Annotated in this window: 19 protein-coding genes and 4 pseudogenes; 13 read left to right on the top strand and 10 right to left on the bottom strand. The window is 57.4% G+C overall.

All coding sequences use genetic code 11. The features are described 5' to 3' along the window. Positions 1–167 precede the first annotated feature (167 nt). The 4 genes from mca to QWU44_RS08350 all read left to right on the top strand — a co-directional run bounded on the left by mca (position 168) and on the right by QWU44_RS08350 (position 2,750). Positions 168–1,043 (top strand): mycothiol conjugate amidase Mca, encoded by an 876-nt coding sequence (mca, locus tag QWU44_RS08365; protein ID WP_370915219.1) that lies wholly within the window; start codon positions 168–170, stop codon positions 1,041–1,043. After that, positions 1,044–1,325, top strand: coding sequence for a hypothetical protein (locus tag QWU44_RS08360; protein WP_370915218.1), 282 nt, complete (start codon positions 1,044–1,046; stop codon positions 1,323–1,325). Positions 1,326–1,418: 93 nt separating this feature from the next. Continuing rightward, a complete protein-coding gene (locus QWU44_RS08355; protein ID WP_370915217.1) occupies positions 1,419–2,189 on the top strand; it encodes an isoprenyl transferase in 771 nt (256 codons plus the stop codon). A 24-nt stretch (positions 2,190–2,213) separates the two neighbouring features. Further along, the gene (locus QWU44_RS08350; protein ID WP_370915216.1) at positions 2,214–2,750 is read left to right on the top strand and encodes a flavodoxin domain-containing protein; all 537 of its coding nucleotides are present in this window, start codon (positions 2,214–2,216) and stop codon (positions 2,748–2,750) included. A gap of 42 nt (positions 2,751–2,792) precedes the next feature. On the opposite strand, the gene coaA is transcribed toward QWU44_RS08350, so the two are convergent. Then, on the bottom strand, positions 2,793–3,719 hold the full coding sequence (gene coaA, locus QWU44_RS08345) for a type I pantothenate kinase (protein ID WP_370915215.1): 927 nt from the start codon (positions 3,717–3,719) through the stop codon (positions 2,793–2,795). Positions 3,720–3,893: 174 nt separating this feature from the next. On the opposite strand from coaA, the gene glyA reads away from it, so the two are divergent. Next, complete coding sequence (gene glyA, locus QWU44_RS08340; RefSeq protein ID WP_370915214.1) at positions 3,894–5,204, top strand: serine hydroxymethyltransferase; 1,311 nt, start codon at positions 3,894–3,896, stop codon at positions 5,202–5,204. A 947-nt stretch (positions 5,205–6,151) separates the two neighbouring features. Beyond that, positions 6,152–6,430: an N-6 DNA methylase gene (locus QWU44_RS08335; protein WP_370915213.1), complete on the top strand. Its 279-nt coding sequence runs from the start codon at positions 6,152–6,154 to the stop codon at positions 6,428–6,430. 178 nt (positions 6,431–6,608) lie between these two features. Here the strand turns inward: QWU44_RS08335 and QWU44_RS08330 are convergent, their stop codons facing one another. The 5 genes and pseudogenes from QWU44_RS08330 to QWU44_RS08310 all read right to left on the bottom strand — a co-directional run. Continuing rightward, complete coding sequence (locus tag QWU44_RS08330) at positions 6,609–6,812, bottom strand: hypothetical protein (protein ID WP_370915212.1); 204 nt, start codon at positions 6,810–6,812, stop codon at positions 6,609–6,611. A gap of 575 nt (positions 6,813–7,387) precedes the next feature. Continuing rightward, a pseudogene (locus tag QWU44_RS08325) lies at positions 7,388–8,979 on the bottom strand (recombinase family protein). Next, the gene (locus QWU44_RS08320; protein ID WP_370915211.1) at positions 8,980–9,570 is read right to left on the bottom strand and encodes a recombinase family protein; all 591 of its coding nucleotides are present in this window, start codon (positions 9,568–9,570) and stop codon (positions 8,980–8,982) included. Between the two features lie 1,086 nt (positions 9,571–10,656). After that, positions 10,657–10,707 (bottom strand): annotated as a pseudogene (locus QWU44_RS08315) (hypothetical protein); the annotation flags it as partial. A 158-nt stretch (positions 10,708–10,865) separates the two neighbouring features. After that, positions 10,866–11,222: pseudogene (locus QWU44_RS08310) on the bottom strand (N-acetylmuramoyl-L-alanine amidase); the annotation flags it as partial. Between QWU44_RS08310 and QWU44_RS08305 the strand changes: the two are divergent. Then, a complete protein-coding gene (locus QWU44_RS08305; protein WP_370915372.1) occupies positions 11,121–11,441 on the top strand; it encodes a hypothetical protein in 321 nt (106 codons plus the stop codon). The pseudogene QWU44_RS08310 and the gene QWU44_RS08305 overlap by 102 nt on opposite strands. Positions 11,442–11,518: 77 nt before the next feature. Here QWU44_RS08305 and QWU44_RS08300 read toward each other — a convergent pair. From QWU44_RS08300 to QWU44_RS08290, 3 genes and pseudogenes are all read right to left on the bottom strand, one after another. After that, a pseudogene (locus QWU44_RS08300) lies at positions 11,519–11,963 on the bottom strand (holin family protein); the annotation flags it as partial. A gap of 93 nt (positions 11,964–12,056) precedes the next feature. After that, the gene (locus tag QWU44_RS08295) at positions 12,057–12,245 is read right to left on the bottom strand and encodes a hypothetical protein (protein WP_370915210.1); all 189 of its coding nucleotides are present in this window, start codon (positions 12,243–12,245) and stop codon (positions 12,057–12,059) included. After that, positions 12,238–12,426, bottom strand: coding sequence for a hypothetical protein (locus QWU44_RS08290; protein ID WP_370915209.1), 189 nt, complete (start codon positions 12,424–12,426; stop codon positions 12,238–12,240). The genes QWU44_RS08295 and QWU44_RS08290 overlap by 8 nt, the downstream gene beginning before the upstream one ends. A 208-nt stretch (positions 12,427–12,634) precedes the next feature. On the opposite strand from QWU44_RS08290, the gene QWU44_RS08285 reads away from it, so the two are divergent. From QWU44_RS08285 to QWU44_RS08270, 4 genes are all read left to right on the top strand, one after another. Continuing rightward, on the top strand, positions 12,635–13,300 hold the full coding sequence (locus QWU44_RS08285) for an ABC-three component system protein (protein ID WP_370915208.1): 666 nt from the start codon (positions 12,635–12,637) through the stop codon (positions 13,298–13,300). 571 nt (positions 13,301–13,871) lie between these two features. Next, positions 13,872–14,543: a hypothetical protein gene (locus QWU44_RS08280; protein ID WP_370915207.1), complete on the top strand. Its 672-nt coding sequence runs from the start codon at positions 13,872–13,874 to the stop codon at positions 14,541–14,543. Positions 14,544–14,754: 211 nt separating this feature from the next. Continuing rightward, positions 14,755–15,186 (top strand): hypothetical protein, encoded by a 432-nt coding sequence (locus QWU44_RS08275; protein WP_370915206.1) that lies wholly within the window; start codon positions 14,755–14,757, stop codon positions 15,184–15,186. 169 nt (positions 15,187–15,355) lie between these two features. Beyond that, on the top strand, positions 15,356–15,463 hold the full coding sequence (locus QWU44_RS08270) for a helix-turn-helix domain-containing protein (protein WP_370915205.1): 108 nt from the start codon (positions 15,356–15,358) through the stop codon (positions 15,461–15,463). A gap of 47 nt (positions 15,464–15,510) precedes the next feature. On the opposite strand, the gene QWU44_RS08265 is transcribed toward QWU44_RS08270, so the two are convergent. Then, the gene (locus QWU44_RS08265) at positions 15,511–17,238 is read right to left on the bottom strand and encodes a DNA methyltransferase (protein ID WP_370915204.1); all 1,728 of its coding nucleotides are present in this window, start codon (positions 17,236–17,238) and stop codon (positions 15,511–15,513) included. 107 nt (positions 17,239–17,345) lie between these two features. On the opposite strand from QWU44_RS08265, the gene QWU44_RS08260 reads away from it, so the two are divergent. Continuing rightward, positions 17,346–17,537, top strand: coding sequence for a helix-turn-helix domain-containing protein (locus QWU44_RS08260; protein ID WP_370915203.1), 192 nt, complete (start codon positions 17,346–17,348; stop codon positions 17,535–17,537). A gap of 487 nt (positions 17,538–18,024) precedes the next feature. Next, positions 18,025–18,999 (top strand): HEAT repeat domain-containing protein, encoded by a 975-nt coding sequence (locus QWU44_RS08255; RefSeq protein ID WP_370915202.1) that lies wholly within the window; start codon positions 18,025–18,027, stop codon positions 18,997–18,999. Positions 19,000–19,049: the final 50 nt, after the last annotated feature.

The raw sequence follows: 19,049 nt of genomic DNA, 5'->3' as shown, positions 1-19,049 counted from the left end.
GCCGGATACACCACATAAGGGTGTACAAACGCCATGATAGACGTGCGTGGGGGCGCCGGTGCAGGGTGGTTGGGGGTTGTCTAGGATGGTTCCGGGAAAACGTCGCCGCTGCACGGAAGTCGTGCCCGGTGTACCGTAACCGGCCCCGAAAGAAGGACGATGACACTGTGAGCCACCACCGCCTGCTGGCCATCCACGCACATCCCGATGACGAAGCGAGCAAGGGTGCGGCCACACTCGCCCGCTACGCCGCAGAAGGCGCCGAGACGATGGTGGTCACGTGCACCGGCGGTGAACGTGGCTCGATCCTCAATCCGGCAATGAATCGTCCCGGGGTACTGGAGAACATGGACAGGATCCGGAGAGATGAGATGGCCGCATCTGCCCGCGCACTGGGGTGCCGACACAAGTGGCTCGGGTACGTCGATTCCGGTCTCCCCGAAGGGGATCCGCTGCCACCGTTGCCCGAAGGATGTTTCGCGCTGGTGGACAATGACCTGATTGTGCAGAAGCTCGTCCGGATCATCCGGGACTTCCGTCCCCAGGTCATCATCACCTATGACGAGAACGGCGGCTACCCACATCCCGACCACCTCAAGGTCCACGAAGTATCGATGCTTGCGTGGGATGCCGCCGGTGATCCTGATTACCATCCTGAAATCGGTGAGCCGTACACACCTTTGAAGCTCTATTACGCGCACGGTTTCATCAGGCAGCGGATGCAGATGTTCCATGATGAACTTATGGCCATGGGGAAGCCCACCCCCTTCGGGCCTATGCTCGAACGCTGGAACGGCGATCGTGCCGATATCATGGCTCGGGTGACTACCCAGGTACAGTGCGCCGCCTACTTTGACCGGCGGGATGATTCGCTTCGTGCGCATGCGACCCAGATTGATCCCGCGGGTATTTTCTTCGCGGCTCCCGTTGCCATGCAGCGTAAACTGTGGCCGACAGAAGAATTTGAGCTGGCGCGGACCAGGGTGCGGACCACCTTGCCGGAAACGGATTTGTTCGCGGGTATCGGGACAGAGGAGAAGTAGATGGACATCCATGGCGTTGCGGGTGTCATTCTCGCGCAGGCTGAACGGTCGGGACCGCTCGGGCCGGAGTTCGGTAAGGCGTCTCCAGTGGGGCTGTTCGTTCTGGTGCTCCTCGGCGCCATAGTCCTCTACATAGGGTGGGCGTTGAGTCGCAGGGTTCGGCAGATGGCGCGCAGAAGGGAGTTCGCTGAGGCACACGGCATTGATCCCTTTGATCAGGAGGCGATCAATGTAGAAATGGAGAAAGCTGGACTCAGTCCGAGCAGGCGCTTCTGGTTCTGACGGAACCCCGGTGGGAGCTGGAGCGTACTGTGACAGTTCCCACGCTCCACCCGCCGCCCCAGGCGGGGGCGGCGGGTGACTAGAATTGGCAGTGTGAACCTTCTACCTCAACTGCTGTATCCGGTCTATGAGAACCGGCTGCGCCGCGAGATTCGCGGCCGTCGGCGGCCGAAGCATGTTGCGGTCATGTGTGACGGGAACCGTCGCTGGGCTCGTGAAGCGGGTTTTGCCGATGTGAGCCATGGGCACCGTGTCGGGGCGAAGAAGATCGGTGAGATGATTCGCTGGTGTGATGAGACCGGCGTCGAGCTCGTCACGGTTTATCTACTGTCGACCGAGAACCTCGGGCGTGCGGAAGACGAACTGCAACTGTTGTTCGACATCATAGGTGACGTTGTTGATGAGCTCGCTGATCCGGAAACAAATTGCAGGGTTCGTCTCGTCGGGCACCTGGATCTGCTTCCCGATTGTTTCGCAGACCGCTTGCGCGCTGCGGCACTGAAGACCGGTGAACACACCGGGGTCACGGTCAACGTTGCCGTCGGGTATGGCGGGCGTCAGGAAATTGTCGACGCGGTGCGGGATCTTGTGGCCGAAAAATCCGACGAAGGGCTTACTCCGGCGCAGATCGTCGGGGAGATCAGCGTGGACTCGATCTCCAAGCACCTCTACACCTCAGGACAACCCGATCCCGATCTGGTCATCCGAACATCAGGCGAACAACGTCTCTCCGGATTTCTGTTGTGGCAGGCCGCGTATTCCGAGATCTGGTTCACCGACACCTATTGGCCCGCGTTCCGCAGGATCGATTTCCTCCGGGCGCTCCGCTCCTACGCTTTCCGGAGTAGACGCTTCGGAAAATAACCTGCCCTCAGTGAGGACCCATCGATGAGTACGCCCGAACCAACCGTCATCTTCGACACCGTCTACGGATCCACCGAACACTACGCCCGGACCTTCGCCCAACACCTTGGGGTCGCTCCGGTAGTTCTGTCGGATGCCCCGTCATCCATCGACCAGATACCGGGGACCGGGCCACTCGTTGTGTTCTCCCCGAACTACGCCAGCCAGATCAGCGGAGCGAAATGGCTCCGGGACAAGGATCTCGACGGTCGCCCCACCGCACTGGTGGTTGTAGGTATGAGTGTCAGCTCATGGGCCCGTTCCCGGGACGGCGCCGCGAAGGTACTCGGTGACAACGCCGACAAAGTCACCCGTTTCTACCTTCCTGGACGGCTCAACCACTCGCAGCTCAGCCGGATCCACCGGGGTGCACTGTGGTCGCTCAACCAGATGCTGCGGCGCAAGTCCAACCGCAATGAGAATGAGGAGCAGATCGTCCACGAGTACGGGCGTGACATCGACCGTGTCGATGATGCGGAGCTTGGTCCTGTGGAACAGTGGGTTCACCGTCACCGGGCCTGACATTGCATCCCGGATGTGGGAGACGGCGTCGGCAGCCGACCCCTAGATCTTGCGCATCCGAACTCGCTGCACGAGGTGGTTGCGGCCCTTCACCAGGACCAATGACGCCCGTACACGGGTGGGAAGAATATTCTCCACCAGGTTCGGCAGGTTGACCGACTGCCAGATCTCCCGCGCGACCTGCCGTGAGTCCTCGTCATTGAGGTTGGCGAAATGCGCGAAATGTGATCCCGGCTTACTGAACGACGTCGCGCGTAATGCCATGAACCGCTGGATGAACCAGTCTTCGATGTCATCCGTGTGTGCGTCCACGTACACGGAGAAGTCGAAGAGGTCGCTCACCATTAGCGTGGGCCCCGTCTGCAGGACATTTAGCCCCTCCAGAATGAGAATGTCCGGCTGCCGGACCTCGATCATCTCACCCGGTACCCTGTCATAGAGTTCATGCGAGTACACCGGCGCGTGACACACGGGGCTGCCCGATTTCACATCGGTGACGAAACGCATCAGCGCACGCTGATCGTAGCTTTCCGGGAAGCCCTTGCGTGTTGTCAGTCCGCGACGTTCCAGTTCTGCAGTGGGGTAGAGAAACCCGTCGGTGGTCACCAGATCCACCCGTGGATGGGACTCCCACCGCTGCAACAGCACCTGCAGCAGACGCGCCGTCGTCGACTTTCCCACGGCAACGGAACCGGCGACACCGATGATGAACGGGACATGTTCTGCGGGCTTATCCACGAACGTCGAGGTCGTGCCGATCAGTTTCTGCCGTGCCTTCACCCGCAGATGGATGAGACGGGACAGCGGCAGATATACTTCCGCAACCTCGTCGAGGTCGATATTTTCGCCGATACCCCGTAACTGGATGACTTCGTCGGCCGTCAAGACCTGCGGCATAGACTTACGCAGATGCCGCCATTCGGTCCGATCGAAATCCAGATACGGGCTGATCTCCCGTGGGCGTGCCATGCATCCATTGTGCACAACACCGATGAACACCCCGACACGGGGGCCGGGTGTGCCCGTGAGCAGACCTCTCTGTCCACATTCCCCGCCGTGCGGGATAGACTGGCGTGGCATTTGAATATCCCGGGGCGTGGTCTTGTCCCGGGAGGTGCTGACACGAAGGGAAACCGGGCACACATGACCGAATCCAGCTCCACCCCGACCACCGATTCACGATGGCTTCCGCTGGCTGAACTCGACCCCGCCGTCGAACAGGTTCTCCGCGATGAACTCGCGCGTCAGCGGGACACCCTCGAGATGATCGCATCCGAGAACTTCGTCCCACGCGGAGTACTGCAGGCGCAGGGCTCCGTCCTGACGAACAAGTATGCGGAAGGCTACCCCGGACGCCGGTACTACGGCGGCTGCGAGCACGTCGACGTCGTCGAGGAACTCGCCCGCGATCGCGCCAAAGAGGTTTTCGGGGCGGAATTCGCGAACGTCCAGCCGCACTCCGGTGCGCAGGCGAACGCCGCGGTCCTCATGGCCCTGGCCAACCCAGGCGACAAGATCATGGGCCTCTCGCTGGCCCACGGTGGGCATCTCACCCACGGCATGAAGCTCAACTTCTCCGGCAAGCTCTACGAGGTCGCCGCCTACGGCGTTGAAGAGGACACGTTCCGCATCGACATGGACCGCGTCCGCGAGCAGGCCATCAAGGAGAAGCCGCAGGTCCTCATCGCCGGCTGGTCCGCCTACCCGCGGCACCAGGACTTCGCCGCGTTCCGGTCCATCGCGGATGAGGTCGGCGCGAAACTCTGGGTCGACATGGCCCACTTCGCCGGTCTCGTCGCCGGTGGCGTGCACCCCTCCCCGGTCCCGCACGCCGATGTCGTGTCCACCACCGTCCACAAGACCCTGGGCGGCCCCCGTTCCGGCATGATCCTGGCGAAGCAGGAGTGGGCCAAGAAGCTCAACTCCTCCGTGTTCCCCGGACAGCAGGGCGGACCGCTCATGCACGTTGTCGCCGCGAAGGCCGTCGCCATGAAGATCGCCGGCTCCGAGGAGTTCGCAGCCCGCCAGCAGCGCACCCTCGATGGTGCCCGTATCCTCGCTGAGCGCCTCACCGGCTCCGACTGCACCGCGGCCGGCGTCGACGTCCTCACCGGCGGCACCGACGTCCACCTCGTGCTCGCGGACCTCCGCAACAGTGAACTCAATGGCCAGGAAGCCGAGGACCTGCTGCACCAGGTCGGCATCACCGTCAACCGCAACGCCGTGCCCTTCGACCCGCGCCCGCCGATGGTCACCTCCGGCCTGCGGATCGGCACCCCCGCGCTCGCCACCCGTGGCTTCGACGACGCCGCGTTCACCGAGGTTGCCGACATCATCGGCACCGCCCTGGCGAACGGAAAGAACGCCGATGTCGACGCGCTGCGTGCCCGCACCGCGAAGCTCGCCGAGTCCTACCCGCTGTACGAGGGCCTCGAAGAGTGGAAGATGCTCTGATCGCTCCCGTATTCCCGGACGAGTGCTGACCTCCCCTCATCGGGTGCAACCCGGATGCCTCGGGCGGCGCTACCTATCCGCCTCGATTAGGTAGGTAGGGGAGCGGACCGCACCTTTAAATCGAGGTCGGATTGAGGTTCACTGCTGTAGGGCCCGAGTTACTGCTCGGGCCCTACAGCTATTAAGCCGAAGTACGTAGCTCGGCTTGTTTTCTCGCGCACCACGTCACTTGGAATCGGCGCATCGTTCCGGTTCTGGTGTGTGATCGGACACCCAGAGTGCACGCCGATGACTGCAAGAGAATTAAGAACACCGGCTGCGTGCGGGGAGAGCTAGTCCGAAGCCAGCACGCCACCAATCTTCGTCCCCCGTGATGGAGATTTCATCGGAGCGAATCCGACCTGCGTGGTGCCAAGAAGGCCGTCAGAGTTTCCGGCCATCGCACATTTTTTCGAGTTCGTCGCAACTTTGTCCGGGAATGCGGCTTGATTAATCCAAGTAACTATTTCCGCCAGGATAAAAGAACAGGAAGCAGGATCATCATGGCTTCATCAAACTCGCTCTACCAGGCTGTCTGGCAGACGGCAGACACTTATCTCTGAGGTGTCGTGCCCCGCCAGAACTACGGTGATTACATTCTCCCCTTCACCGTACTGCGCCGGATCGAGTGCCTGCTGGACCCAAACCAAAGCGGATGTACTCCGAACGATCAAACACACCACATTTCCGGAAAGCATGTGGTCAGCTCTGATCCGCTCGGACCATGGCCTGTCCTTCTACAACACCTCGGAGCTGTCACTGGCAGTCATCGGCGGTAGTGATGATCATGTCAAGCAAGGCATGCTCACCTACCTCGATTCCTTCTCAGATAATGTCCGCAGTGTCTGGACCACCTTTAAGTTCCCCGAGTTCTTGACTAAGCCGAGGAGAACAACGTCCTATGGGGTGTGGTCAAACACTTCGCGGTCATTGATCTCTCCGATGAGGCGCTCGGCGAGAATGCCATGGGCAATCTCTTTGAGAACCTCATGTACCGCTCCTTCAGCGAGAACAGGCAGGTCGCCGGTGAATTCTATACCCCACGCGATGCCATCCGCATGATGGTCGATGTTCTGCTGGCGAGCGATGATGATGGCCTCTACGGCCAGGCACCTGCGCGTACGGTCTACGAAACTTTCATGTCCCGACGGATACAAACGCGCGCGAACCACGTTTTAGCGGCGTGACTGGTGCACTCGCAGAACCCTACGCATTATTGGACGTCGAAAGTCTTCGACTGATTCTCGTTATCCTTGACCCAGTGAACGGTTAGCTTTGTGCCTGCGGTGCCCATAGAATAGACGACTGGCACTTTCCAGATGACCCCAGGTTCAAGCGTGATCGGCTGATCATCCACAAGGAGTCTCATAAGTCCGATGTGGCTTGGCCTTCGAAGGTCACCGACTCAGCAGCGAGATCACCAGTATTGGTGACTTCGTACCAGCGCTTGGTTTCATACTTCACCTTGCCGGACTTGTCGATGCCTGTTTGCAGCCGCTCGCTTTTGGAGGCGACTCGGAACCTAACATCAACTGGAGTTTCTTGCCTTGCCGCCGTGGGAATATCCATGCTGGCTAGGTCAAGCTCGATGGCAGCCCAGATTTGGCTTTCAAGCTGGCGTGCATCATCAAACTCCCCGAGCAGACCTCGCTCGCTGATTTCCTGCCGAAATTGACGAAGTCCTTCAAGTTGACAGACATCTACATCGTGCGGTAGCGGCGCCGTCGAGAAATAAAGATGCGCCGGTTTTCCGCTGTTTACTGCTCGCTCGATCTCTTCAACAGTGCCTGAAACTGCTTCGCGAGTAGGCGAGCCGAGACGACTGCCGAATAGCGCGACGACGATATCGGCTCCGTCTACACCTTATTCATTGATGATTGACTGTGGATGATTTCAGAGCAGAGGTACGGAGTTACTCTCCCAACGCCAGGGGATCAACACGATATTCCTGGTTGCGGCATGGCGGCTGTTTCACGAGTGAATCGCACTTTCAACGGCGTCACGAACATCAGGAACGTCAGATGGTGAAGCAACCAGTACGCGTAACGCTGTCGCAATGAAGCTCATGCCCTAACTCTAATTGACTGCCCGCTCTCGGTGTGGATCATGGCGCGCTTGGGAACTGCGCAAACCTACCGGGTGCTCTACGGCTTGATGGTGATTGCTTGGGTGCTCCCGTTGCGGAATTGGAAGGTCACTTTGCCGTCGGTGCTGACGGTGCCTTTGTCGAGCAGGGTGACGCAGAGGTAGGGGCTGAAGATCATCTGGTCGACGTCGAGTTCGGCGGTTTCCTGCTGGTAGTAGCGGTAGACGGCGAGCCTGTTGTGTTTGTTTTGGATCTCGGCGATCACGGCAGCGTGCTCAGCCAAGAGGGTTGGATGCTGTTGGTGGGCGGCGATGAATGTCTTCTCGTATGCCTGTTGGCCTTGGGCGACGCGTGCGTTGCGGTCGATCAGTGATTCGAGTTTCTTCGCTACTTGGTCGATCTGGGGGATCAGTCCGATAGCTTCGACTTCGACTTCGAGATTGCTGATGTCGAGTGCGTCGAGCACGGCGTGGTTGACGGTGGTATCGGCTAGTGAGCGGAAGCGGAGACGGATGGCCTCCAAGAACATGTTTTTGAGTCGCTTGTCTTCGATGTGCCCGTTGGCGCACTTGGTCTCGCCCCTGTATTTGTGACCACACCGCTAGATGACCTTTTCGTATTTGCTGCCCGCATGCTCGGTTTTTGAACCGAAGAAGTGCCCGCACTGGCCACAAATTAGGGTGGATGAGAAGGGTCTGGTGCGGTGTTGGGTTCGCTGATTCGCGGCACCTTTGGCCAGTTCTGCTTGAACGATGTCCCACACTGCGGGGCTGATGATTGCTTCGTGGCTGGCGGTGACGTAGTACTGGGACACCTCGCTTTGGTTGATGGCCTGCTTCTTTGTCAGGAAGTCAGCAACATAGGACTTTTGCAGGAGAGCGTCGCCTTTGCATTTCTCGTTGGTGAGGATCGAGCGCACCGATTGGTAGTGCCAGGTCTTGTTCTTAGAGGCGGTGAACGTGTCCGGTTCATTGGTGAGGGTGTGGGGGATTGCGCCGATGGACATGCCACCTAAGTACATGTTGTAGATGTGGCGCACCAGCTTGGCTTGCTCAGAGTTGATGACGAGGTTGCCGTCCTCGCCTTTGTCGTAGCCAAGGAACCGGGAGTACGGGACGGTGACTTTGCCGTCGGCGAAGCGTTTAGGGTGGCCCCAGGTGACGTTCTCGGAGATGGATTGGGCTTCTTTCTGGGCCAGCGAACTCATGATGGTGATGAGCAGTTCGCCTTTGGCGTCGAAGGCCCAGATCCCTTCCTTTTCGAAGTAGACCTCCACACCTTTGTCTTTGAGTGCCTGCACTGTGGTGAGTGAGTCGACGGTGTTGTGTGCAAACCGGGAGACGCTCTTGATTATGATCAGGTCGATCTGCCCGTCGAGCACGTCAGCGACCATCTGCTGGAAACCTGCACGGTGTTTGGTTGAGATGCCGGTGATGCCTTCGTCGGTGTAGACCTTGACCAGTTGCCAGCCCGCGTGGTCGCTGATGTAGCGGGTGTAGTAGTCGACCTGGGCTTCGTGGGAGGTTACTTGGTCGTGGTGGTCGGTGGACACGCGCGCATACCCGGCAACCCTGCGTACGCTGGTTTGCCCGAGCGGGGTGCCGGTGGCAGAGTACGGGTGGCGGGGATCACGGTGACTGTGCGGGGCATTTAGCGTTCGCCTCGCTCCACGCGCAGGCGTTCGGCTTCGGCAGCGGCCACGGCCCCGTATTTGGCTAACGCTTCGGGTGGGGTCGGTGCCTGGCGCGGGTTATCCAGCCCGAGGCGGCGGGCTTCGGCCCAGCATGCGCGCATCAGTTCCCCGTCGGCGCTGGTTGAGGAGATCCTCTCCTTTTCGAACCGCACCTCCACGCCGGGGTCTTTGAGCTCGCGGACGGTTGCGAGCAGGTCAACGGTGTTGCGGGCGAAGCTGGAGATCGACTTGGTCAAGATCAGGTCAATTTTGCCTGCCTGCACCAGTGCAAGGAGTTCTTGGAACTGGGGACGGCTTGTCGTGGTTCCAGAGATGCCGGAGTCGGCGAAGACCCCTGCGAACCGCCAACCGAGAGCGCCGCAGATGAGCTGCTGGTAGTGCGAGACTTGGGCCGACAGGCTCAGCGGTGTGCGCTCGGTTTTTGTACTGATCCGGGCATAGGCTGCCATATTCACAACCTGAGAAGTACTGTTCGGTGGTGGGGTGATTTGCTCCATTCTCTTCACGGTGTTTCTCCTAGTCAGAACGGGTTTTCGGGTTGTGTCCATACATCACTCAAACCCTGTAGATAGTCAACGAAACAGGCTCTTTGCAGCCCGGCAAGTGGCGCATCTGGCTGTTCCAGACGGTCGCACACAGTGATGGCTTCACGTGGGGTGAGGATGCCGCGCTCGAGGAGGGTTTTGGCATCCTCGAGTTGGTGATGGGCTTGCAGCTCGACTGGCAGGCTCATCGTTTGCCGCTACGGGTTTTGAAGCGGTGCTGGATAAAGCACGGATGGCAGCAGTACTTACGCTTGGCTGTGCCGGTGCGAGCCACCGTGACCTGTTGGCGGCAGATCGCGCACACCAGCTCCTGGGTAACGGTGCGGTGGGTGGACCACCACGCCCGGCGACAGGGTGCTGAGCAAAACTTCGATCCCGCCCGCAGCAGTGCAAACACTACACCCCTACGGGCGCCTTGACCTGCTCAACGTCAGGATCGACGGTGATGTTGTGTCGAAGACAGTAGGTCTTGACGCTGTTGACGTTCAGCTCCAGGTGCGCGGCGATAGGGAGTACGCAACCCCGGCAGCGCGCATCGTCTGGATACGGCGGCGATCAGTCTGGTTCAGAGCCATCGCAAAGGTGCTCCTCACAAGTGGGCGAAACGTGGTCGCCCATACGCCGTTGACAGTGCCCGTCACCGGACAACAAACGCCAAAGTCTCCCCGCTTCCACCCAGCAACCGAGGCCAGAAATCATGCAAGGAAACGGTCGGGACAGATACTCTGATGCTCTATTCACAATGCGGTGAAGAGTCATGGGATGGCTGTTGCGCTCTTCCCTTGCGAAAAGTCCAGACCGGCTTTCTGAACCGCCAATCCGGGTGCAGGTGACCATGACGAACGAAGACGCGAATGTACCACGGTTTCTTGGCGACCAGTCGTATCGCACCTGCTCAGAATGCGGCTCGGACTGCATCCCTAAGGAATCCGCGTGGCATTTATCTGCCCGAACTGTGGCGTGCACTCGGTGATCGACCTGTTCGAACACCTGTGATAGTGAACCGGCCCGTAAACGCAGAAAAGGGCTCGCCACCACCCACAACTTGGGTAGCAGCGGGGCTAAGGGTCAGCACCAGATGCGCCTGGGTTATCGGATGCCGAGTTTCTGATTTACGCGCGCCTGCACTGCGGCGTAGTTGGAGCCGAGCCTGCGCTTACGCTCTTCACCGTACCGTAGTCGCCTCGGATGATGGCGTCGGCGAGGGCGTCGATGTTCACGGCAGGCTTTGCAGCGGTTTTGCCTGCGAGTTTCTCATTGACGCGCTTTTGGATGGCGGCGTACTGAGTATCTAGGCGGCGCTTGCGCTCCTCTCCGTTGCCGTACTCGTCACGGATCACCGCGTTGGCCAGGGCGTCAATGCTGCCGGTGGGTGTGGCGGGCTTGGGCGCGGGCTTCGGTGCCGGTGCGGGCTTGCTGCCGGTCATCTGGTCGTACCAGTACTGGGCGCGGGCCGTGTACACGGCGTGTTGGGAGCCGGACAGGGAGGCTGGGCATTCGGTAGCCGAGAAGTGACTGTGGCCGAACACGTTCTTCCCCCACACCGGGCGTCCGTGCTTGTAGTACTTGCAGATCGTGGCGACCAGGTGCGCGCCTTCCTCCAGACACTTATCGGAGATGCACCGGGGCTTGGAGGAAATATCTGCTTGCTCGATACCAATGGAGGTGGTTTTGGCGTCCCAGATGCCCGCATGCCAGGCAGCGTCGCGGTCTCACACGAGCTGACCAATCCGGCCATTGCTATTGACTTGGTAGTGGGCGGAAGCAGCCCTCGTTTGCCGCATCTCCCAGAGATCCTCTTGATGGTGAGGTTGCCTGCGTTGTGGTGGATGATGACCTTATTGATCTTTCGTGAGCCGAGCCGGGCGGCGTAGTGCTTGCTCATCAGCCGGTTCTCGTCGGCTTCAAGCGTGTTACAGTTCTCCATCAGTGGTTCTCCTTCTCTACATCTGGTGTGGTTGGGGTGGTGTTCCAGGTCGGGTTTTCCCTCGACGTCACGGGTAATAAGATCCAGCGCCCGGCGGATCTGGGCGGTTACGGGAAGGCCGAGGCGGGTGGCGTTTTCCAGTAGGGAGATGCCTTCGTTGGACAGGTAGAACACGACCGTGGCCGTGCGTAGCACGCCGGGGACCGATGACGTGGATGTCGAGCAGGTGGGTGAGGCCGATGAGTGCGAGGATCACGATCTTTCGGCTGATCCCTTTGAATCTGCTCGCCGACGACACCCGGTGTTCAGCAATGGCGGCGAGGACGCCGGTGATGTAGTCGATGATGACGAATGCGATCAGGGCGTAGATCAGGCCGTCGAGTCCGCCCAGGAATCAGCCGATCGCGGCTTCGAGTCCGGCCAGGCCGAGGCCGGTTTGGATCGTGGCCCAGATAGTTTTGATTGACATAAGGGTTGCTCCTTTCCCAAGAGTTGGGCACACGACGAAGCCCGCACCCAGTTGGTCGGGCACGGTCTTTCGGGGTGAGCCAGATGGATTGGTTTACAGTTTGGGGTCGGTGAGGAATTCCAGAATCGGATCAGTCAGACCCAGACCGCCGTTCGAGGGACCGACTTCCTCAAGCTCAAGGTCGTCTGGGAGGTCGTCGGCTGGTGTGATTGGCACCAGGTCTGCCTGGGCCGGTTCGATCGGGTGAATCACCACCTCCTCATCTGGCTGCGGTTCAGTCATGGGTGTCAACGCCCTCTGGCGTGGTCTGCTGCTGTGCTTCCTCAACAGCGTCGAAGAGCATGTTGTATGCCTCGGCCCGCTCACCGGCTAGTGGTTCGTCGTAGTCGGCCAGCAACTGTGCGATATCGGTGAGGTGGGTGGCGTAAGTGGAGCCGTCTACCTCGGCGACCGAGTCCAGCAACTGTTCTCGCAGTAGCAGGAATTCGGCGAGGTCAGTGTCCTCGGTCAGTTGGAAGTTGCCGTCCTCACTGACGATTGGTTTACCGACGTTGTCGAGGATGCCGTGGCGGTGACGAGGTCGTATTCATCCGTCCCGAACCGTAGACGCGGGTCCTTGAGCAACTCGAGCAGTTTGGAGGTGCCCTGGACTCCACGGTCTCTAACAGGTCGTGGATCTTCCCGAGCGTCATAAACACGAGTACCAAGAGCAGTGCGGCTACTTCTGGGACACGCAAGGACTCAGTCGTAATCTTCGCGACGTTCTCGAAGACCAGGAGGTCTTCGAACACCTCAAGGACGATCTTTACGACGGGGTGATTGACACCTGCCGCGATGATCATCCGGATGGCTTTAAGCGCATGCGAGCCACGCTCGCCGCATCTATCCGAACACAGTTGACGGCGTCAGTAATCACCCAATTCCCGACGTTGATACAAAAAGCATCGCAAGGGCATATGCCACGTCTTGATCAACGAGGGCCGCATGATGTGGGTGGAGGAAGAATGAACGCACGCTTGTTCAACAGCTCCTCAGAGACATCGGCACGTTTGCTCATGGCGCTTCCCATCATCAACCTACCAGCGAGCCTAGATGAGATCACAGCGACCGATCTGGTTGCTACGTACATGCAGTTCTTTGGATACAGGAACCGGAACCTTCACGGCGACAACGAGTTCACACTCGCTGAGTACGGAGCACGCCGCGCAAGAGTCGAAGCAGGACTCAAACAGATCGTCCGGTTGGGGTACGCACTATCGAATAAAAGGCAACATCGTTCACTGCCGCCAAGCCTGCAGTCGATCAGCCAACCCTGCTCGATGAGGGTTTGCGGATGAGTATCGGATCGCAGTCAAGATGCTTATCGAGCAGCGTCTTATCCAGTGAGATTGTCCAGCGCACAACACAAGGGGCAGCGCAATGACTCCCAAATTCTGGATCAAGCAAGTCGCAGGCACCCGAGACGACAGCACAATCTTAACCGTCGATTTCCAGCCGGGGTTGAACACTGTCCTCGGGCCCTTCAATACCGGCAAGATAAGGGTCTTCAAAACCATCAGATGGGTGTTCGGCGACAACGAGAGCCTTCCGTTTACTCGAAAGACAAAGTACACGCGTGCTCACGTCACGATCATGACTCCGCAGGGTGAAGTCACATTCCGTCGGGACTCTGAACGTGGTATGTAAATCGAGATTGAGTCCACCGACCCTCGAATCGAGAGCGCCACCTACCATCTGAGCTGAGATTCAAAGCGCCCGATCAACAACGTGATGATGACGCTGCTCGGGATCGATCCGTCACGGCAACTCATCAAGAACAATGCATTCCAAAAACAGCCTTTGAACTGGAATTAACTCGACCACCTCATCTTGGTGAACGAACACCAGATTTATCGTGAGGAGCCATCGATGCTGCTGCCTCGGAGTTTCTCCGATTTCACAAAGGCGGCGGCGCTGAGCACCTTGCTGGTACTTATCCAAGATACGAATTTGGACGAATTCGAGGATCACGAAACCTCCGCCCAACGCAGTGCCTGTAGGCGTGCAGTCGAACGCTTCATCTGTAGCAAACTCGATCATATTGAAGTGTGTATTCAACAAGCACAACCGATTCTTGAGCAGGCTGCACAGCAGGGATATACGCTCGAGGCCTTCGCAGCCAAACTGCGCTCTGAGTTCAACGAGATCATGTCAGCACGTGAACGGATTCTGGCTGAGGATGCTTTGGTCACACAGCATCTCAATGGGGTAGATCAGCAACTCCTCGAGTTGAAAGTTCTCGCCGCGCAGCGTGGCAAACTGGTCACTCAGCATCAAGCTGACTTGGATCGACTCGAGTTCCAGATTCAGGCAGCAGAGCAGTATATCGCAGAATCTGAGGAGCACACCTGCGCTTTCTATAGAAATCACTACGACGTCGATATTGATGACGATGTTGACACCCTGGCTCTCAGCCAAGCCCGCGAGCGCATCGCACAGATGGCTCAAGGTGTGCTTGGAAACCAAGAGCAGCTTCATCAGGCGCTTGGTGAGTTCCGAAGTCGACGCGCTGATTTGCAGCAACAGCGTGTCTCTTCATGATCAGCTAAAGCGGCAAAATTGAGACAGCTCGGTTTCAGCTCGAGCAAACGCTCTCAGACTTGAATGCGGCCCAAGAGGCTCAAGTTCTTCACGCGCAGATGTTGGAACAGCGGGATCGCTTCGAAGCTGACCTGGATGAGATCGAAGCTCCCGTAGAGGCACTGAGAGGTTCAAACCGCTCGACCTGTTCGAACCGGACTTCTTCTACAGCATGCGCAAGATCATGACCGACATTCTGCAAACGGCGCACTTCATGGGAATGGACAGAGTCTTCTTCGATAAAGACACCGTGGACATCGAGGTTGCCGGTTACCCAAAGAAAGATGAGCAAGGCAAGGGCTATTCCGCCTACTTCAACACAGTACTCATGCTGGCTTTCCACAGGTATCTACGAGAACGGCGCTCACCGCACTACCCGGGAGTTCTGATCATTGACTCCCCGCTGAAGGGTATCGACCAAGGTGGTGTTGAAGCCGCAGGATCCATGCGCGAGGGACTCTTCACCTATCTGATGCGAAAAGCCGCGGACCAGCAAATCATCATCCAGGAAAACACTGACAAAGTTCCCGGGGTTGACCGTGACCTCGTGGGCAATCTCATTGAGTTCACCAAAGACCCTGAAAGGGCCGTTACGGATATCTGAAAGACATTATTGACGTTGCAGAAGAGGGAGATTCCGAATGGCGATACCAGTGCTCAGTTGCAAGCCTCTTTGGAAGACCCTCATCGATAAAGACATGACAAAAACAAGACTTATGCAAAGCAACAGGCCTCTCTAGTGCCATCATTGCCAAGATGGGCGTGATCAGAGCGTGACGACACAAGTGCTCGCGCGAATCTGCGAAGCATTGGACTGCGATATCCAAGATGCAATTCAAGCAAGAGTAGCTCACAACAATCATCGGGACGATAAGGCTTGAACGAGTACGTGCGGAGCCCATCCGACTACTGCCACGTAGGTGTCATGCTACAAACCACTGGGCGATTTCAGTACCCCTGTCACGCTGTCGACACCCCAACCAGTCTCCGATAACCTCTTTGCCACGAACCGCAGGTCAATGTTGGACAGGTCCCATCTGTTGCGGATCCCTATTCTTAGCACTTCCAGATACACGTGATTGACTGACCGACCAGAAAGATTTGTCAAGATCGAATCGATCGTGTTCTCGATGTCGTCCGCAAACGGGACTATAACCCCGTGCCTGTCGTCCTCATCTGGAACTAGAGTGAGAATGAGATCCAATGTTGCGACATGTTCGAAGCCCGAGGCGAGCCCCTTAACGGATCTTTGCCCTTTATTGAGTATAACGATTTCGCTTGGAACAATAGATAGCCCTGCATTACTAATCGCACGTTGGATCAATGCCCACATTGTTCCAGTAGAGTTACCAAATACGAAAGAAATACGACCATTGCGTTTCAAGACACGACGGCATTCTGTTAGAGCCTGGGTGATCATCAGTTCGTACCGTTCTGCACTTCGAGCTCCACCAGAAGAACGGTCGACAACAGCCTCTTGAGTTTCGTCGGTGAATTCATCGAGCCAAACCTCTTGAAACAAGGCCATGTCCGAATAGAACAAATTGGACCCGAATGGAGGATCTGTGAAGATGTAGTCCACGCTGCTGTCCGGTATGGATAGGCTGACTGCGGATTGCTTTTGGTATGACACCTTGCCCATCTGCTGCAGGCCAAGGTAGGCGCGATTGTTCTCCACAATCCAGGCATCCGATCTGATTGCCGCCTGCACTTTTCGCACAAATAGGTCGAAGACGTTCCATTCATAGAAGACTGGAGCCACATAGTAATTTTGGTTGGCTGCATTCAGTGGTCGCTTAGGAGACCATTGATACCTCTTGCTCGCTCGGGTCAAAATTGCGGTGAAGGCGAAAAGGAGCTTCTTTCTCACCGCATCGTTTTCAATCTGCGAAATTTCATGATGCAGCGCGCACAGCGCGAGCCAATTTCGTGGGCTGTAAAACGATTTGACGGTCAGGCGGCCATTGTGGCGCAGTGCTGACGCCTTTGCCATTTCGCGATCCTCAGGAATGCTTAGGGATGGCTCTTGAAGTCCATATTCATGAGGGTCTAAGACGTCCAGCTTCTCCACTGGGGCGAACTCTTGTTGACTCTTCCACCGGGCACTCTCAAGATAATCAACGACTGGCTCTTCCGCAATCTTAGCCAGGCGTGCGTTAATTTGAGTACCGCAAGAGGGGCACTGCATTGCAGCCTTGACCCAATTTGCATTTTTGAAGGCGTGATAATAGTTGACGCGTTTATCGCAACGCCTACATTGATACACCGAACTCCACACAGTCTTGACCAACTTCGCTGTGCCCCCGATGACAGGGTCCATGTCAGAGCCGACCACGTAGATATCACCGATCCGAGCCTTTGCTCGATCGATAACGAGCTCTCGTGCTTGGCAGAGCGTTTTAGGATCAACCAACGAGCAATAGTTGGAACCAATATGCCGACCAAGTGCGGAAACATCTGATAGCGCAGCATTCCTGTTGAGTGTCATGGCAGCGACCCCAGTCATCCCGGAGCCGGCGAATGGGTCAAGGACAGTGTCGCCCTGTTCAGTGTACCTTTCGATGAAGGGGATGATGGCGGAGACCGGGACCTTCGTGAGGTACGCATGCGCTAGGTATACAGCGTCGCCGCGACCGATAGTGAGCTCTTCGTCCATTCACTCCATATTACCCATAGTAGATGCGAGCATCCAGATGTGCTGATAGCCTGTACCTGTGTCTAACACAGCTAGCGACGATGACTATGCGCTGATCCTGGAAGGCTTTGGGCCCGCTGTACGTCAGGCTCGCACAAGACGGGGCTTTTACCCAGGACGAGCTCGAGAAAGCTGCGTGTTTGAACAGGAGTTACATCGCTAGTCTTGAGCTAGGACACAGAAATGTCAGCTTGAAGAATATCGCAGCAATTGCGGGGACTCTAGGTTTGAGTCCAAGTGCGCTGTTACAGGAGATATAGTCTAATGGGCTTCAAAGAGGACGCCGATTTCTCGCGATTTCTGAGCATGGGCGTATACGCGGCAGACCATGTTTCGCACGATCTCGATCAGCGTGGCCATTGCATCATAGAGCTCGAACGTTACGCAAAGGCAAACAAGATCTGGCAGGTCAAGGTCAAGCGAATGCGGCTTCCGGATCTTCTTTGCATTCGCTGCGGCCGACGATTTGAGTCAAAGGGAAAAACGAAGCTCGAGGTCAAGCTCTCAGACTCCACGGTGCCCGGGCGCGAGTGGTTTGCCGGCGGGATGAGACCGAACGATGTCTTCGCATTCGCTGAGGTTGACTTGAACTCAGCCCCTCCGACAGTCGGGTCACCTGTCTACGTTACGAGGCAATCCTTAGAGTCGTCCTATTCTTCGTCCAAGGAGGGGAAGCGAAAGTCTGCCTCCCAAGGAATGGAGCTTGATCGGACTTGGCCAATGTGGGTGCCAAAGGAGGGGGGTACGGTGACCGAGCGCATCGGCCGCAAGATCCGGATCAAGACGAATTCTGGGCGGGCGCAGACCTATAATCACGGCAAGAATTGGGTCGACTTTTTCGCGCTCAACGTTGATGATAGATTCCAAAGTGGATTCCCGGTAGCTACTAGTTTTGCTTTGGCTGAAGTGGAGTGCAACGGCGAAACATGGGACTGGCGGAGTGAAATCAACGATTCTCATGATGACATTCGCTTTCCTGCGATCAAGGCGTCCAGGTTCCATACCATCGATGAACAAGTTGCTGCCTCTCTCTTGTCCGTTGCCCTTGATAACGCAAATGATTGGCGCGTTCGGGTTGAGGCTCTTGCCTCGCTTTCATGGTTTGACGCCAAGTTTATAGACCACCTCAAACGCTGGGTCATATCTTCAAAGACGAAACCCGACCAACAAATGGAAGCAGTCTTTGCACTGTCGGAGGTCGGGTCAAGTGCAACCCAGATGGCGCTTGTCGAAATCGCTAATTCAGTAGAGGTTGCTTCCGATGAAGTACGAGCTGCCGCAGCATGGGGACTTGGTACTGCAGGGGATATTCCGGTTTCTCACCTCTTGGATCTTGTGGGATCTGAAAATGATCTTGTGGCTCTTCATGCTGCAGCGCAACTTCCTTCGCACATGACCACCGAAATGGAGTCACGGTTCACAAAATGGTTGGCCGCTGGGGAACACCGGCTCGTATCCTTCGCCGTTCACTTGGCGGATCGGTTGAATGATGTCCCATTCCTGGTCAAAAGTTTGCAGCGGACGACGGGAAATACGAGGCGGGTCATTCTCTTGACGCTTGGCGACATGCCTTCCGATCGAACAGACGGTGTTTTAGTCAACTTGTCTTCGAGCGATCGAAGTGTTATCGAGACTATCCAAGCGCGTCGCAATGACTGGCTCTCCGCTCCTGAGCGGATCGGTGCTTTGGACTCGCTTGCTATCCAGTCATTGCGTAGGTAGGTGGAAAGCGGACAGATATCAGGATTAAATGCCGGGCCCTTCTGAGTGGC

The sequence above is a fragment of the Corynebacterium sp. CCM 9203 genome (assembly GCF_041357675.1).
In the GTDB taxonomy this organism is placed as follows: Bacteria; Actinomycetota; Actinomycetes; order Mycobacteriales; family Mycobacteriaceae; genus Corynebacterium.
The sequence above is the reverse complement of the archived record's forward strand: the minus strand, read 5'-3'. Positions and strand labels throughout refer to the sequence as shown.

Coding starts and splice junctions, on each gene's coding strand:
- QWU44_RS08350 (WP_370915216.1), top strand. CDS start 2,214: ATGAGTACGCCCGAACCAACCGTCATCTTCGACACCGTCTACGGATCC.
- QWU44_RS08330 (WP_370915212.1), bottom strand. CDS start 6,812: ATGGATATTCCCACGGCGGCAAGGCAAGAAACTCCAGTTGATGTTAGG.
- QWU44_RS08360 (WP_370915218.1), top strand. CDS start 1,044: ATGGACATCCATGGCGTTGCGGGTGTCATTCTCGCGCAGGCTGAACGG.
- QWU44_RS08320 (WP_370915211.1), bottom strand. CDS start 9,570: ATGGACACAACCCGAAAACCCGTTCTGACTAGGAGAAACACCGTGAAG.
- coaA (WP_370915215.1), bottom strand. CDS start 3,719: ATGGCACGCCCACGGGAGATCAGCCCGTATCTGGATTTCGATCGGACC.
- QWU44_RS08280 (WP_370915207.1), top strand. CDS start 13,872: ATGCTGCTGCCTCGGAGTTTCTCCGATTTCACAAAGGCGGCGGCGCTG.
- QWU44_RS08265 (WP_370915204.1), bottom strand. CDS start 17,238: ATGGACGAAGAGCTCACTATCGGTCGCGGCGACGCTGTATACCTAGCG.
- QWU44_RS08275 (WP_370915206.1), top strand. CDS start 14,755: ATGCGCAAGATCATGACCGACATTCTGCAAACGGCGCACTTCATGGGA.
- glyA (WP_370915214.1), top strand. CDS start 3,894: ATGACCGAATCCAGCTCCACCCCGACCACCGATTCACGATGGCTTCCG.
- QWU44_RS08295 (WP_370915210.1), bottom strand. CDS start 12,245: ATGACTGAACCGCAGCCAGATGAGGAGGTGGTGATTCACCCGATCGAA.